Genomic DNA, 12,441 nt, shown 5'->3' with positions numbered 1-12,441 from the left:
ATGTTGGACCTCGTGACCCCGCGTGCGATCCGGGGAGCGCTGTTCTTGCAGCCGGGAACAAGAAGCCTGACCCCGGGTCAAGCCCGGGGTGACGAAAGTGGTTAAAGCGTCGCCTCGATCTCGCGCGCGGCGAGGTCGGGGTCTTGCGCCTGCGTGATCGGGCGGCCGATGACGAGGATCGAGGCGCCGGCGTCGAGCGCGGCGCGGGGGGTGACGACGCGCTTCTGGTCGCCGGTGTGGCCATTCGATGGGCGCACGCCCGGGACGACGAAAAAGCCATCTTTCCATGCGGCGTGCGCGGCCTTCACTTCCTCGCCCGAGCAGACAATGCCGTCGACGCCGGCGGACTTGGCGAGTTCGGCGAGGCGGACGACCTGTTCGTGCGGGTTGGGAGACAGGCCGATCGAGCTGAGGTCATTGGCGTCGAGGCTGGTGAGCATCGTTACCGCGACGACCTTGGTCCCCGTCGGCGCGGCGGCTTTCGCATCCTCCAGCATCGCGCGGCCGCCCGAGGCATGAACCGTGATGATCGCGGGTTCGAGCGGGCGGAGCGCCTGCACCGCCTTGCCCACCGTATTGGGGATGTCGTGGAATTTGAGGTCGAGGAAGATCGGCAGGCCGATATCGGCCATTTCGTGCACGCCGTGGCGGCCGTTCGCCATGAAGAATTCGAGGCCGAGCTTGATCCCGCCGACATGGTGGCGGACGCGGGTCGCGATTGCCTTGGCGCGTTCGATGTCGGGGGTGTCGAGGGCGACGTAGATCGGGCTCATCGGTGTGGACTCAGGGCGTGACCAGCGGGGGCGCGGACGGCGCTTCGGGCGGGGTGTCGAGATCGCCGGGATCGGTCGCGACGACCGGTGCGGGCGCTGCGGTCGGGACCGGGCGGAGTGAGTCGACCGTGCGCTCCAGCATCGCGATCCGGCTGCGCATGCGCCAGCGCACCGTGTGGTAGATCGCCAGCATCGGCAGCAGTCCGCCGAGATACACGACGAGCAGCAGGAAGGGCAGGTTCACGTCCGCAATCAGGCCGCTCCACAGGTGAATCTCGACCGGATGCCAGTTGGTCACCGCAAATGCGGCCGCGAGGCCGAGGAGCAGGAACCAGAACAAAGCCTTCAGAAACTGCATCCGCTGCGATCACCCTGTTGCGTGTGACGGCAGCTTAGGCCCGGACCGCCCGCTTGACCAGCCTCAGCCGATTTCGGCGCGCAGCTGGGTGAACAGCCCGGGCACGGAGGTAAGGCGCGGTTCCTCTTCGTCGAGGATGGCGAGGAACAGCTCACGCTTGATCGTCGTGACGCGACCGGGGGCGAGGCGCGCGCCGAGGGGCAGGGTCGACAGGATGATGTCGACCAGCCGGTCCGCGCCGTGGAGACGGCCCCAGAGATAGTCATTCTCACGATAGGCGCGGCTGAAGAAGGCACCGAAATTGTTGAACTGAATGCCCTTGAGCGTCGCCGCCGCGCCGCCGCTGCGGATCGCGCAGGCATCGTCCGGCGAGATGCGATCGACGCGGATCGGGTCGAACTCGTTGAGCCCCTCACCGCGCAGCAGCGGAAGCGTCGCGATATCGAAGAAGGGGAAGCCGAGATAGGCGAGCAGCATCGGGCGGCGCAGGTCGCGCGGGAGCTGGCTCAGCCCTTCCGAAAGCCGCGCATCGGTCTCGTCATCGAGCGTCCGCAAGTCCATCCGCGCGGCGAGTTCGTCCATCAGCGCGCCGGCATCGCAATCGGGCGAGCGGATCGATTCGCGCATGCCGAGAAACGGGTCGGCGCGCTGGCATTCGAGATAGCCGGCGAGCGATTCGTAGATGGCGGTGCGGATCGGGGCGAGTTCGGCGCGGCTATTGTCCTGATCCAGCTCGGTCGCGCGGCGGGCAAGCAGGCGCAGGCGGCGGATGCGAAAGCCCAGATCGTGCGCACGCAGCAGGTCGAGGGTGGCGGGGCTGGCGGAGGAATTATGGCTGGTGCTGAAATCGTCGGCGCAGCGCCGTTCGATCTCGGCCCCGATCGCCGCGCGCATCCGCCGCCACCGTTCCGACCCGTGCAAATCGGCGATCTGGTTGAGATGGGTCGCGATCCGGTCGGCCACGCCCTCGACCTTGAGCAGCCCATAAGCGGCGTGGCCATAGCCGGCGCGCGATGCCGCCGCCTGCTGCGCGCGGGCGCGCCATGCGGCGAGGCGTTTGGGCGTCGGATAGTCGAGGAACAGCGTGTAGCCGAACAGCGATTCGACCTGCCCCTCCACCTCTGCGCGGATGCGTTCGATGATCGCCAGCATCCGCTCGATCTGCGCCGAACGCTGGCCGAGCGATTCCAGATTGTCGCGGATCGGCTGCTGGCGCGGCAGTTCGGACAGTGCGCCGATGATGGTGCGGAAAAAGCCGGGGCTTTCCTGTGGACCCGGGCCGGGACTGGCGATGCGATAGCCGGGCGTGGGATCGATGAACACGAAGCGGCGGTCGATCTGACGGCGCGCGGGGCGTTCGCGCAGCGCGTCCATCGCCGGACGGAACGGCGCATTGGCGAGCACCGACCCGTCGATCAGCGGTGCGGTTTCGGCAACCCCGGCGGCGAACTGGCGCGGCAGGGCATGTTCGAGAAAGCTGCTCCGCCCTGGCCAGCTGCTGCCACGTTCGGCGAGCACGGCATCGACTTCGGCGACGGTGGCGGGCGGGAATGCGCCGGGGAAGCTGGAGGTCGCGCGCGCGGCGAAGGCGAGCTCGGCCGGATCACCCAGCGGGGTGTCGCTGCCGCCATGGTCGCTGAACGAGAAGATCAGGCGGTGTTCGGTTTCGACCACTTCGGGCGGTGAGTTGAGCTTGAGCCGCTCGGGATGGCCGCGAAAATCGGTGACGGTGACGAACAGGTCGAGCGGCTGGCCATCGGGCAACAGGCGCGGCCCGGCAGGGGCGTCGCGCATCGTCTCCAGCGCGTCGAGCAGCATGTTCATCAGCTGCTTGCCGCCAAAAGGCGGTTCGAACCAGCGCGAGCGGACGAAGCGTTCGAGCTTGGCGCGCACCTCGGCCTGGGCGGCGGGCTCGACCGTGGTCTTCACCGTCGAGTCGCGTCCGGCGAGCATCCATGCGATCGGCACAGCCCACATCTTCGCAAAGCGGTGCGACGGGCCGTGGTCCGGGTTGAGCAGCGCGTCGACATCGGCGACTTCGAGCCACAGATCGGTGAGCGGGTCGAGCGACTGGCCGCTGGTCACCGCCTGCGCCAGGAACACTCCGTTGATCCCCCCGGCGCTGGCCCCGGCGACGATATCGACCATCACGCGCAGGTTCAGCCCGGCCTCATCCCCGATCGAATCGAGCAGCGCGTGATAGACGCGCTCGCTGGCTCCGGTCGCAGGTTCGAGATCGCGGTGCGCGCGGCTGGCGCGGGCGAGGTGCCAGATCTCCTTGGTGATGCCGTGCATGTAGATGGCAAGGCTGATCCCGCCATAGCAGACGAGCGCGAGGCGAAGTTCCTTGTCCTGCACGCTCAGCCGCGCCGCACTTCGGCCCAGACGGGCAGGTGATCGGATGCGGTGCGCGCGGCGGCGCTGTCATTGACGCCGCAATCACCGATGCTGAGGTCGGCCGACACCATGATGCGGTCGAGCCGCGCAACGGGGCGGCGCGCGTGGAACGAGCGGCCGGTCGGCGCGAAACTGAACTCCTTGCCGAAATCGCGCAGGCACCCCGACTGCGCGCTCCAGTCGTTGAGGTCGCCCATCATCACCGTCGGCATCGCCCGCTCGCTGCTCGCCAAATGGGTCAGGATCGCATGCGCCTGGCGCCGCCGCCACAGGCCCGACAGGTCGAGGTGCATGCCGACCACGCGCAGGCTTTCGCCGCCGATGCGCAGATCGGCCATTACCGCGCCACGCGGCTCGAGCGCGGGCAGGTGAATGATCTCGTAATCGAGGATTTGTGCGTCCTTGCGCACGAGTATCGCATTGCCGTGCCAGCCCATCGATCCGGAGCGGACGCCGAACGACACCGCCTTCCACGGGCTGTGCTCCTCCAGCATGTGGAGCGGGATCACGCCCTGGCGCTGTCCGAACCGGCGATCGCATTCCTGCAGCGCGATGACATCGGCATCCACCTCGCGCAGCACCTCCAGCGTACGCTCGGGGCGGCGGCGGCGATCGGTGCCAATCGCCTTGCGCATATTGTAGCTGGCAACTTTCAGCATCGAACCTGTTTGGGCGGCGTAACGATGCGACGCAAGGGCCGGATCAAAGACCGGGCGACGGAGGCGGTGCCGACGGCTGGGCGCGGGCCTCGGCTGCGGCCTGCTGCAGGCTGAGTGCGGTCGCTTCGGCTGCGTCGGGGGTCATGGCGATGGCGACACCGTCCGGTCCGTCGAGCAGGACCAACCCCGCTTCGGCGCTGGCGACGCCCGACTTCGCATGTGGTTCGCGTCCGTGCCCGTGCATTGCCCTGACTTCCCCTGTTATGTGCGATAACGGGGCGAAACGCGCTGCTGCTGCAAAATATCCCGCAATTTTCAGCCGCTATGTGTTGCTTTCGGTCAGCGTCCGCCCGCTTCGAGCAGGCGGCGTGGCGCGACCAATTCCCAGCTGATCGCGACCCGGTCGCCGACCCGGTCCCAATCGGTGTCGGGCCGGTCGAGATGCATGCCGACCCAGCCCGATGGGCCGAAATAGGGTGGGCGGTAATAGAGGACGGGCTCCATCTCGATCAGCGTCGCCTGCTCCTCCGGGCCGCTGGTCTTGACGATCGCCGCGGTGACGGAATCGCCATGATGGGCGTGCCAGAAATAGGCGAACATCTTGCCCTTCGTAATGAAGAAGGCGGGCATGCCGTGCGAGAGCTTCTCGTCGGATTCGGGCAGGGCAAGGGCGATGGTGCGGAGTTTCTCCAGCGCCTCGATCGCCTGCGGGGTCATTGGCTCAGCCATTGTGCGACAATGCGGGGATAGAGCTTGTGTTCCTCGGCAAGGACGCGTTCGGCCAGGGTCGCGGGCGTGTCGCCGGGGAGGATCTGGACTTTCGCCTGCCCGAGCACGTCGCCGCCATCGAGCTCTTCGGTGACGATATGCACCGAGCAGCCGCCATGGCTGTCGCGCGCCGCGATCGCGCGGGCGTGGGTGTCGAGGCCCTTGTAGAGCGGGAGCAGCGAGGGGTGGATATTGACGATCCGCCCGCGCCAGCGCGCGACGAAGTCGTCGGATAGAAGGCGCATGTAACCGGCCAGTGCGATGGCTTCGACATCGGCGCTGCGGAGGGCGGCGTCGATGGCGGTTTCGTACTCGGGCTTGGACATGCCCTTGGGGGATTGGGCGAAGGTCGGGATTCCCTGCTCTGCCGCCCAGGCGAGGCCGGGGGCGTCGGGCTTGTCGGAAGCGACGAGCGCCACCTCATAGGGCGAGTCAGCTGCGCGCGATCCCGCGACCAGCGCTTGCATGTTGGAGCCGCGACCGGAGATGAGGATGCCGAGTTTGCGTTTCATCCATTCCCCTCCCGCAAGCGGGAGGGGAGAAAGAAGCAACCCTCCCATAAGCGGGAGGGGAGATCAGGCATGATGCGTCGCTTCCCAATCGGCGCGCGCGCTCCACGTCTCGATGCTGCCCGAGACGGTGCAGCCGCGCGGACCGGCTTCGATCGTGCCGATGCGGTGGACGGTCTCGCCCGCCGCTTCGAGCTCGGCGGCGACCATATCCGCCTGATCCGCCGCGACCACCGCGACCATGCCGATGCCGCAGTTGAACGTGCGCGCCATTTCCTGCGGCTCGATATTCCCCTGTGCCTGGAGAAACGCCATCAGGCGCGGCTGGGTCCAGCTGTCGGCATCGACGCGGGCGTGGCAGCCCTCAGGGAGGACGCGCGGGATGTTTTCGAGCAAGCCGCCGCCGGTGATATGGGCGAGGCCGCGGATCGTGCCTTTGCGAAGTTGTGGAAGCAGACTTCGCACATAAATACGGGTCGGCGCCATCAGCGCGTCAAGCAGGATCACTTCGGGATCGAACAGCGCGGGGCGGTTGAGCTTCCAGCCCTTGTCCGCGGCGAGGCGGCGGACGAGCGAATAACCGTTGGAATGAACGCCGCTCGAGGCAAGGCCGAGGATGACGTCGCCCGGCGCGATCTTCGTGCCGTCGAGCAGCTGGTCGCGTTCGACCGCGCCGACGCAAAAGCCGGCGAGGTCATAGTCGCCATCGGCGTACATGCCGGGCATCTCGGCAGTCTCGCCGCCGATCAGCGCGCAGCCAGCCTGCTTACAGCCCTCGGCAATGCCCGCGATCACGCGCTCGGCGACGCCGTTGACCAGCTTTCCGGTGGCGAAATAGTCGAGGAAGAACAGCGGCTCGGCACCCTGGACGACAAGATCGTTGGCGCACATCGCGACGAGGTCGATGCCGACGCCGTCGTGCGAGTCGTGATCGATCGCGAGCTTGAGCTTGGTTCCGACGCCGTCATTCGCCGCGACCAGCAGCGGATCGGTGAACCCGGCTGCCTTGAGGTCGAACAGGCCGCCGAACCCGCCAAGATCGGCGTCGGCGCCCGGTCGGCGCGTGGAGCGGGCGAGCGGAGCGATGGCACGAACCAGCGCATTGCCGGCGTCGATCGAAACGCCCGCCTGGGCGTAGGTATAGGACTCGGGATCGGTCATGTGGCTGCGCTTAGCGCCGGGGCGTCCAAAGCGGAACCGTTGATCGTACAGAAACCGCGCGCCAACCCTTCTCGTCTGCCCCGGCTTGACCCGGGCCGGGGCTTCTTCCGTTCATGACGGCCAGGAAAGCCCTGTCCCGGGTCAAGCCCAGGACGACGATAGGGGAGGATAGCGCTTGGATTTCCACGCCCGCTTCGCCAAAAGGGCGCGGAATGTTTGTCCGTCCCTCTCCCGCCATCGCCGCGATCGGCATCGCCGCCCTGCTTGCGTCCGCCGGGTTTGCCGTCGCGCAGTCCGGAAAGGGCGCGGCCAAGGCCGATGCGAGCCAGGACGCGGGCAACAGCTCGGGGAGTTTCGAGGTCAGCGGCGTCGATGTCGATGTGCGCGGCAAGAGCGCGGAGGCGGCGCGGCTGGGCGGGTGGCGGCTGGCGCAGCGCAAGGGCTGGTCGATGCTGGCGCGGCAGCTGACCGGGTCTCCATCCACGCTGTCCGATTCGGCGCTCGACGGTCTGGTCACCGGCATCGTGGTCGAAAATGAGCAGATCGGGCCCAATCGCTATGTCGCGCGGCTGGGCGTGTTGTTCGACCGCAACCGCGCGGCGTCGATCCTGGGCGTGGGCGGCACGCTCATGCGATCGCCGCCGATGCTGCTGGTGCCGGTGCAGATATCCGGCGGCACGCACCGCGTGTTCGAAGGGAGCAGCGCCTTTGCCGAGGGCTGGGCGCGATTCCGCACCGGCAACAGCGCGATCGACTATGTCCGCCCCAATGGCTCCGGCCCCGACCGGCTGTTGATGAATGCTGGCCAGGTGGCGCGCCGCGGGCGCGGATGGTGGCGATCGATCCTCGATCAATATGGCGCGACCGACATTCTGGTGCCGACGGTCGAGCTGCGGCGCAGCTATCCCGGCGGGCCGGTCACCGGCATCTTCACCGCCGGGCATGGGCCCGACAATGTCCGGCTCGCCCAATTCGTGCTGCGCGTGAATGACGGGAATGCGATCCCGGCGCTGATCGACGCGGGCATCGCGCGGATCGACAAGGCGTATCAGGACGCGTTGCGCGCAGGCATCCTCAAGCCCGACCGATTGCTCGTTACCGAGCCGCCGCGTCCCGTCGTGCCGCTCGAAGAAACCGGCGCGGAAGAGCTGATCGATACTGGCGAAACCCCCGCTGTCGCAACCGGTACGGCGATCACGATCCAGTTCGATACCCCGACCGTCGGCGCACTGACCGGTGGTGAGGCGGCGTTGCGCGTCGTGCCGGGGGTCAGCTCGGCGATTACGACCAGCACGGCGCTGGGCGGCGTGTCGCTGATGCGCGTGACCTATGACGGCAGCCAGGCGTCGTTGCGCGCGGCACTGGAGGCGCGGGGGTGGCAGGTGCAGGAGGGCGCGGGCGTGCTGCGCATCCGCCGCGGCGGCGGCGCCGCGAGCCAGCCGAGCGCACCGGCGACCGAAGTGGGGAATAGCAGCAGCGAATGAGCCAGCTTTCCCTGCCGCTCGCCCGACCAGCCAGCGCGCGCGAGGACAGGTTCCTGATCGGCGAGTCGAATGCGCAGGCGGTGCAGTTGCTCGAACGCTGGGCGACCTGGCCGGTGATGACCGGGATCATCGTCGGGCCGCGCAAGTCGGGCCGCAGCCTGCTCGCGCGCACCATGGTGAAGCGCAGCGGCGGCACGATGTTCGACGATGCCGACCGCGCGGACGAAGTGGCCCTGTTCCACGCCTGGAACACAGCGCAGGCCGAGCAGAAGCCGTTGTTCCTAGTCGCCGAGCGCGCGCCGCCCGCCTGGGCAGTGCGCCTGCCCGATCTGCGATCCCGGTTGGGCGCGAGCGTGATCGCGCAGATCGGCCCGCCCGACGATGCGCTGGCGCATGACCTGCTGGCACAATTGATCGACCGTCACGAACTTGTCGCACCCCCTGATATAGTGGCGTGGATCCTGCGGCGGATCGAGCGGACGCATCTTGCGATCCTCCGCACCGCCGAAGCGCTGGAGGAAGAGGCGAGCCGCCGCGGCAACCGGCGCTTGTCGATTGCGATGGCGCGCGCCACATTGACCGCGGCGGGGCTGCTTCGCGAACCCGACGCCCCAATCCGAGACGAGGACCCATGACCCGCGCGCACGCCAACGCCGATCTGCCCCGAGTTGAGGGCGGCGACACGCCAACCACGGTGACGTCGGCGGATGCGCGTTACTTCAACCGCGAACTGTCGTGGCTGGCGTTCAATCGGCGGGTGATGGAGGAGGCGTGCAACACCGCCCATCCGCTGCTCGAACGGCTGCGCTTCCTGTCGATTTCCGGCTCGAATCTCGACGAATTCTTCATGGTTCGGGTGGCGGGTCTGAAGGGACAGCAGATGCAGGAGGTCGAAGCGCATTCGACCGACGGCCTGACCCCGGCGCAGCAGCTGGCGGCGATCGTCGCCGATGCCGCCGACCTGGTCGATAGCCAGCAGACCGTGTGGCAGGATATCCGCGCCGAGCTGGCCGAGCGCGGGATCGAAGTGCTCGACGCCGATGGGGTGACCGGCGACACCGCGACCTGGCTGGAAGAGCATTTCCGGCTGCAGATCTTCCCGATCCTGACGCCGCAGGCGCTCGATCCGTCGCATCCGTTCCCGTTCATCCCGAACAAGGGCCTGAGCGTGATTTTCGACCTGGTGCGCACCAGCGACGGTGAAGCGGTGCGCGAGCTGGTGCTGCTGCCCGCCGCGACGCCGCGTTTCGTGCGCGTGCCGGGCGAGACGGCGCGCTACATCGCGGTCGAAACGCTGGTGAAGCAATTCGCGCCGGTGCTGTTCCCCGGCTTCGAGATCCGCAAATCGGCGACCTTCCGCGTGCTGCGCGACAGCGATATCGAGCTGGAGGAGGAGGCGGAGGATCTGGTCCTCTACTTCCGCACCGCGATCAAGCGGCGGCGGCGCGGGCGCGTGATCCGGTTGGAGATGGAGGAGGGGATCGACCCCGGCCTCGAAGCGGTACTCAAGGAAGAGCTGGGCGGCAGCGAGGCGCTGCTGACCGAGACCGGCGGCTTCCTGGGCAATGGCGATCTGGCGCTGATCGTCGACGAGGATCGGCCCGACCTCAAATTCCCGCCCTTCGTCGCGCGCTTTCCCGAGCGGATCCGCGAATATGACGGCGATTGCTTTGCCGCGATCAAGGCCAAGGACATCGTCGTCCACCACCCCTATGAATCCTTCGACGTCGTGCTGGCCTTCCTCAAGCAGGCGGCGAGCGACCCCGATGTGATCGCGATCAAGCAGACGCTGTACCGCGCGGGCAAGCAATCGGCGGTGATCCAGGCGCTGATCGCCGCGGCCGAAGCCGGCAAGTCGGTGACCGCGGTGGTCGAGATCAAGGCGCGGTTCGACGAGGAGCAGAACCTGCTCTGGGCCAGCGCGCTCGAACGTGCGGGCGTGCAGGTCATCTATGGCTTCACCAATTGGAAGACCCACGCCAAGGTATCGATGGTGGTACGGCGCGAGGGCGACGAGTTTCGCACCTACTGCCATTTCGGTACCGGGAACTATCACCCGGTCACCGCGCGCATCTATACCGACCTCAGCTTCTTTACCGCCGATCCGCGCGTCGGGCGCGATGCGGCGAAGATTTTCAATTACGTCACCGGCTATGTCGAACCCGAGGGGCTGGAGTTGCTCACGGTGTCGCCGCGCCATTTGCGCGAGCGGCTGATCGAACTCGCCGATCAGGAGATCGCGAACGCGCTGGCCGGCAAGCCGGCGGCGATCTGGGCCAAGATGAACAGCCTGGTCGATCCGGTGATGATCGAGAAGCTGTATGAGGCGAGCAATGCCGGGGTCGAGATCGACCTGATCATCCGCGGCATTTGTTGCCTGCGGCCGGGCGTCCCGGGGATGTCGGAGCACATCCGGGTCAAGTCGGTGGTCGGCCGGTTCCTGGAGCACAGCCGCATCTGGGCATTCGGCAACGGCAAGCCGCTGCCCAATGACGGCGCGCAGCTCCACATCTCCTCCGCCGACTGGATGCCGCGCAACTTTGACCGGCGCGTGGAGTTCATGCTTCCGATCATCAACCCTACGGTTCACGATCAGGTGCTTGATCAGGTGATGGTGGCGAACCTGATCGATACCGAGCAAAGCTGGGAGTTGCAGCCCGATGGCCGCTATATCCGCGACGAACCCGGCGCCAAGCCGTTCAACCTGCATCGTTATTTCATGACCAACCCGTCGCTGTCGGGCCGCGGCGCAGCGCTCGAATCGAGCGGGGCCGTGCCCAAGCTGTCGCTGCGCCGCTGGCGCGCCGAGCGCGGCGCTTGAGCGTCTCCAGCCTGTTGCAGCGTAAGCCGCGGGCATTGGCGGTGCCCAAGGCGCGGCGCACCGCGATTATCGATATCGGGTCGAACTCGATCCGCCTGGTCGTCTATGACGGGGCGGCGCGTCTGCCCGCGATCCTGTTCAACGAAAAGGTGATGGCCGGGCTCGGCCGCTCGCTCGCCGAGACCGGGGCAATCGGCGACGATGCGCTGATGCTCGCGACCACCGCGCTGGCGCGCTTTTCGAGTCTGGCGCGGGAGATGGAGGTCGATTCGCTGCGTACCGTGGCGACGGCGGCGGTGCGTGACGCCAGCAATGGCGATCGCCTGCTCGACATTGCCCGCGCGCTGGGTCTGAAGGTCGAATTGCTGTCGGGTGAGGCCGAGGCGCTGGCCGCGGGCTATGGCGTGCTGTCCGGCATTCCCGACGCTGACGGCATTGTCGGCGATCTGGGCGGCGGATCGCTGGAGCTGGTGCGCGTCGTTGCGGGCACGGTGACCGACCGCGTGTCCTTCCCGCTCGGCGTGCTGCGGCTGGAGGCGATCCGGTCGCAGGGCAAGGGCGTGCTCGACAAGACCGTCGCGCGGATGCTTGACGAGGCCGGGTGGAGCAAGCGCGGGGAGGGGCTGCCCTTCTACCTCGTTGGCGGATCGTGGCGGGCGCTGGCACGGCTCGACATGCATCTGACCGGCTATCCGCTGCCCGTCATCCATGAATATGCGATGCCGCCATCGACGATCATCCGGCTGCAGCGGACGATCACGCAGATGGGCAAGAGCCGCATCCGATCGGTGCCGAACCTGTCGTCGGGCCGCGTCGGCACGCTCGATCACGCCGCGGCGTTGCTCGGGTCGCTGATCAAGCATCTCGGCAGCAGCGAGACGGTCGCGTCGGCGTTCGGCCTGCGCGAAGGGTTGCTCTATGGCGAGCTGACGCCGGAGGAACGGCGGGCCGATCCGTTGATCGTTGCGACGCGTGATGAGGCGCGGCGGTCGGGGCGGTTTCCCGAACATGGCGACTTGCTCGATGCGTGGATCGCCCCGCTGTTCGGCGACGAGGATGACTCGCTGACGCGGTTGCGCCATGCAGCCTGTCTGCTCGCCGATGTCGGCTGGCGGGCGAACCCCGAATTTCGGGCCGAACGCGGGCTGGAGATTGCGTTGCACGGCAATTGGGTCGGGATTGACGCAGGCGGGCGGGCGGCATTGGCCCAGGCGCTGTTCACCTCACTTGGCGGGGGTCTCGAGTCTCCGGCACCGGTGGGGCAGCTGGCGTCACCCGATGCGCTGGAGCGCGCGCGGCTGTGGGGGCTGGCGATGCGGCTGGGCCAGCGGCTGTCGGGCGGGGTTGCCGGTCCGCTGCGCCGGTCACGCGTGGCGATCGAGGGGGACGTGCTCCAACTGCACCTGCGCGAGGATGATGCCGCGCTTTACGGCGAAGCGGTCGAGAAGCGGCACCGTGCGCTGGCAGGGGCGCTGGGACTGGCGGCTGGGGTCGAGGTCAGTGGCTGAGGC

Annotated in this window: 12 protein-coding genes; 4 read left to right on the top strand and 8 right to left on the bottom strand. The window is 67.7% G+C overall.

What is annotated here, in order from left to right:
* Positions 1-101 precede the first annotated feature (101 nt).
* From pyrF to purM, 8 genes are all read right to left on the bottom strand, one after another.
* Positions 102-773, bottom strand: a complete 672-nt coding sequence (pyrF, locus tag AX681_RS01590) for an orotidine-5'-phosphate decarboxylase (RefSeq protein ID WP_066658649.1) — start codon at positions 771-773, stop codon at positions 102-104.
* Positions 774-783: 10 nt separating this feature from the next.
* Positions 784-1,131: a hypothetical protein gene (locus AX681_RS01585; RefSeq protein ID WP_066658651.1), complete on the bottom strand. Its 348-nt coding sequence runs from the start codon at positions 1,129-1,131 to the stop codon at positions 784-786.
* A 63-nt stretch (positions 1,132-1,194) separates the two neighbouring features.
* Positions 1,195-3,489 (bottom strand): patatin-like protein, encoded by a 2,295-nt coding sequence (locus AX681_RS01580; protein ID WP_066658654.1) that lies wholly within the window; start codon positions 3,487-3,489, stop codon positions 1,195-1,197.
* A 2-nt stretch (positions 3,490-3,491) separates the two neighbouring features.
* Positions 3,492-4,187 carry an endonuclease/exonuclease/phosphatase family protein gene (locus AX681_RS01575; protein WP_066658656.1) on the bottom strand — a complete coding sequence of 232 codons (696 nt, stop codon included), beginning with the start codon at positions 4,185-4,187 and terminating at the stop codon, positions 3,492-3,494.
* Between the two features lie 43 nt (positions 4,188-4,230).
* Entirely contained in the window at positions 4,231-4,431 is a 201-nt protein-coding gene (locus tag AX681_RS01570) for a hypothetical protein (RefSeq protein WP_066658658.1), read from the bottom strand.
* Positions 4,432-4,526: 95 nt separating this feature from the next.
* Entirely contained in the window at positions 4,527-4,904 is a 378-nt protein-coding gene (locus AX681_RS01565; protein WP_066658659.1) for an MmcQ/YjbR family DNA-binding protein, read from the bottom strand.
* Complete coding sequence (gene purN / locus AX681_RS01560; RefSeq protein ID WP_066658662.1) at positions 4,901-5,467, bottom strand: phosphoribosylglycinamide formyltransferase; 567 nt, start codon at positions 5,465-5,467, stop codon at positions 4,901-4,903. Before purN ends, AX681_RS01565 begins: the two co-directional genes overlap by 4 nt.
* A 63-nt stretch (positions 5,468-5,530) precedes the next feature.
* The gene (gene purM / locus AX681_RS01555) at positions 5,531-6,625 is read right to left on the bottom strand and encodes a phosphoribosylformylglycinamidine cyclo-ligase (protein WP_066658664.1); all 1,095 of its coding nucleotides are present in this window, start codon (positions 6,623-6,625) and stop codon (positions 5,531-5,533) included.
* 212 nt (positions 6,626-6,837) lie between these two features.
* Here purM and AX681_RS01550 point away from each other — a divergent pair, with 212 nt between their 5' ends.
* From AX681_RS01550 to AX681_RS01535, 4 genes are read left to right on the top strand one after another with little or no spacing between them, the layout of a single operon-like run.
* Positions 6,838-8,109 carry a hypothetical protein gene (locus AX681_RS01550; RefSeq protein WP_066658667.1) on the top strand — a complete coding sequence of 424 codons (1,272 nt, stop codon included), beginning with the start codon at positions 6,838-6,840 and terminating at the stop codon, positions 8,107-8,109.
* On the top strand, positions 8,106-8,744 hold the full coding sequence (locus tag AX681_RS01545) for a DnaA ATPase domain-containing protein (RefSeq protein ID WP_066658677.1): 639 nt from the start codon (positions 8,106-8,108) through the stop codon (positions 8,742-8,744). The genes AX681_RS01550 and AX681_RS01545 overlap by 4 nt, the downstream gene beginning before the upstream one ends.
* Entirely contained in the window at positions 8,741-10,930 is a 2,190-nt protein-coding gene (locus AX681_RS01540) for an RNA degradosome polyphosphate kinase (RefSeq protein WP_066658680.1), read from the top strand. Before AX681_RS01545 ends, AX681_RS01540 begins: the two co-directional genes overlap by 4 nt.
* Positions 10,927-12,438 carry a Ppx/GppA family phosphatase gene (locus AX681_RS01535; protein ID WP_231733691.1) on the top strand — a complete coding sequence of 504 codons (1,512 nt, stop codon included), beginning with the start codon at positions 10,927-10,929 and terminating at the stop codon, positions 12,436-12,438. The genes AX681_RS01540 and AX681_RS01535 overlap by 4 nt, the downstream gene beginning before the upstream one ends.
* The last annotated feature ends 3 nt before the right edge of the window (positions 12,439-12,441 follow it).

The sequence above is a fragment of the Sphingomonas sp. CCH9-E2 genome (assembly GCF_001557215.1).
Classification (GTDB): Bacteria; Pseudomonadota; Alphaproteobacteria; order Sphingomonadales; family Sphingomonadaceae; genus Sphingomonas.
Note: the sequence above shows the minus strand (reverse complement) of the source record. Positions and strands in the feature narration are given on the sequence as shown.

Excerpts from the sequence above, each read along its gene's own strand:
- pyrF (WP_066658649.1), bottom strand. The coding sequence starts at position 773 with ATGAGCCCGATCTACGTCGCCCTCGACACCCCCGACATCGAACGCGCC.
- AX681_RS01585 (WP_066658651.1), bottom strand. The coding sequence starts at position 1,131 with ATGCAGTTTCTGAAGGCTTTGTTCTGGTTCCTGCTCCTCGGCCTCGCG.
- AX681_RS01575 (WP_066658656.1), bottom strand. The coding sequence starts at position 4,187 with ATGCTGAAAGTTGCCAGCTACAATATGCGCAAGGCGATTGGCACCGAT.
- AX681_RS01570 (WP_066658658.1), bottom strand. The coding sequence starts at position 4,431 with ATGCACGGGCACGGACGCGAACCACATGCGAAGTCGGGCGTCGCCAGC.
- AX681_RS01565 (WP_066658659.1), bottom strand. The coding sequence starts at position 4,904 with ATGACCCCGCAGGCGATCGAGGCGCTGGAGAAACTCCGCACCATCGCC.
- purN (WP_066658662.1), bottom strand. The coding sequence starts at position 5,467 with ATGAAACGCAAACTCGGCATCCTCATCTCCGGTCGCGGCTCCAACATG.
- purM (WP_066658664.1), bottom strand. The coding sequence starts at position 6,625 with ATGACCGATCCCGAGTCCTATACCTACGCCCAGGCGGGCGTTTCGATC.
- AX681_RS01550 (WP_066658667.1), top strand. The coding sequence starts at position 6,838 with ATGTTTGTCCGTCCCTCTCCCGCCATCGCCGCGATCGGCATCGCCGCC.
- AX681_RS01545 (WP_066658677.1), top strand. The coding sequence starts at position 8,106 with ATGAGCCAGCTTTCCCTGCCGCTCGCCCGACCAGCCAGCGCGCGCGAG.
- AX681_RS01540 (WP_066658680.1), top strand. The coding sequence starts at position 8,741 with ATGACCCGCGCGCACGCCAACGCCGATCTGCCCCGAGTTGAGGGCGGC.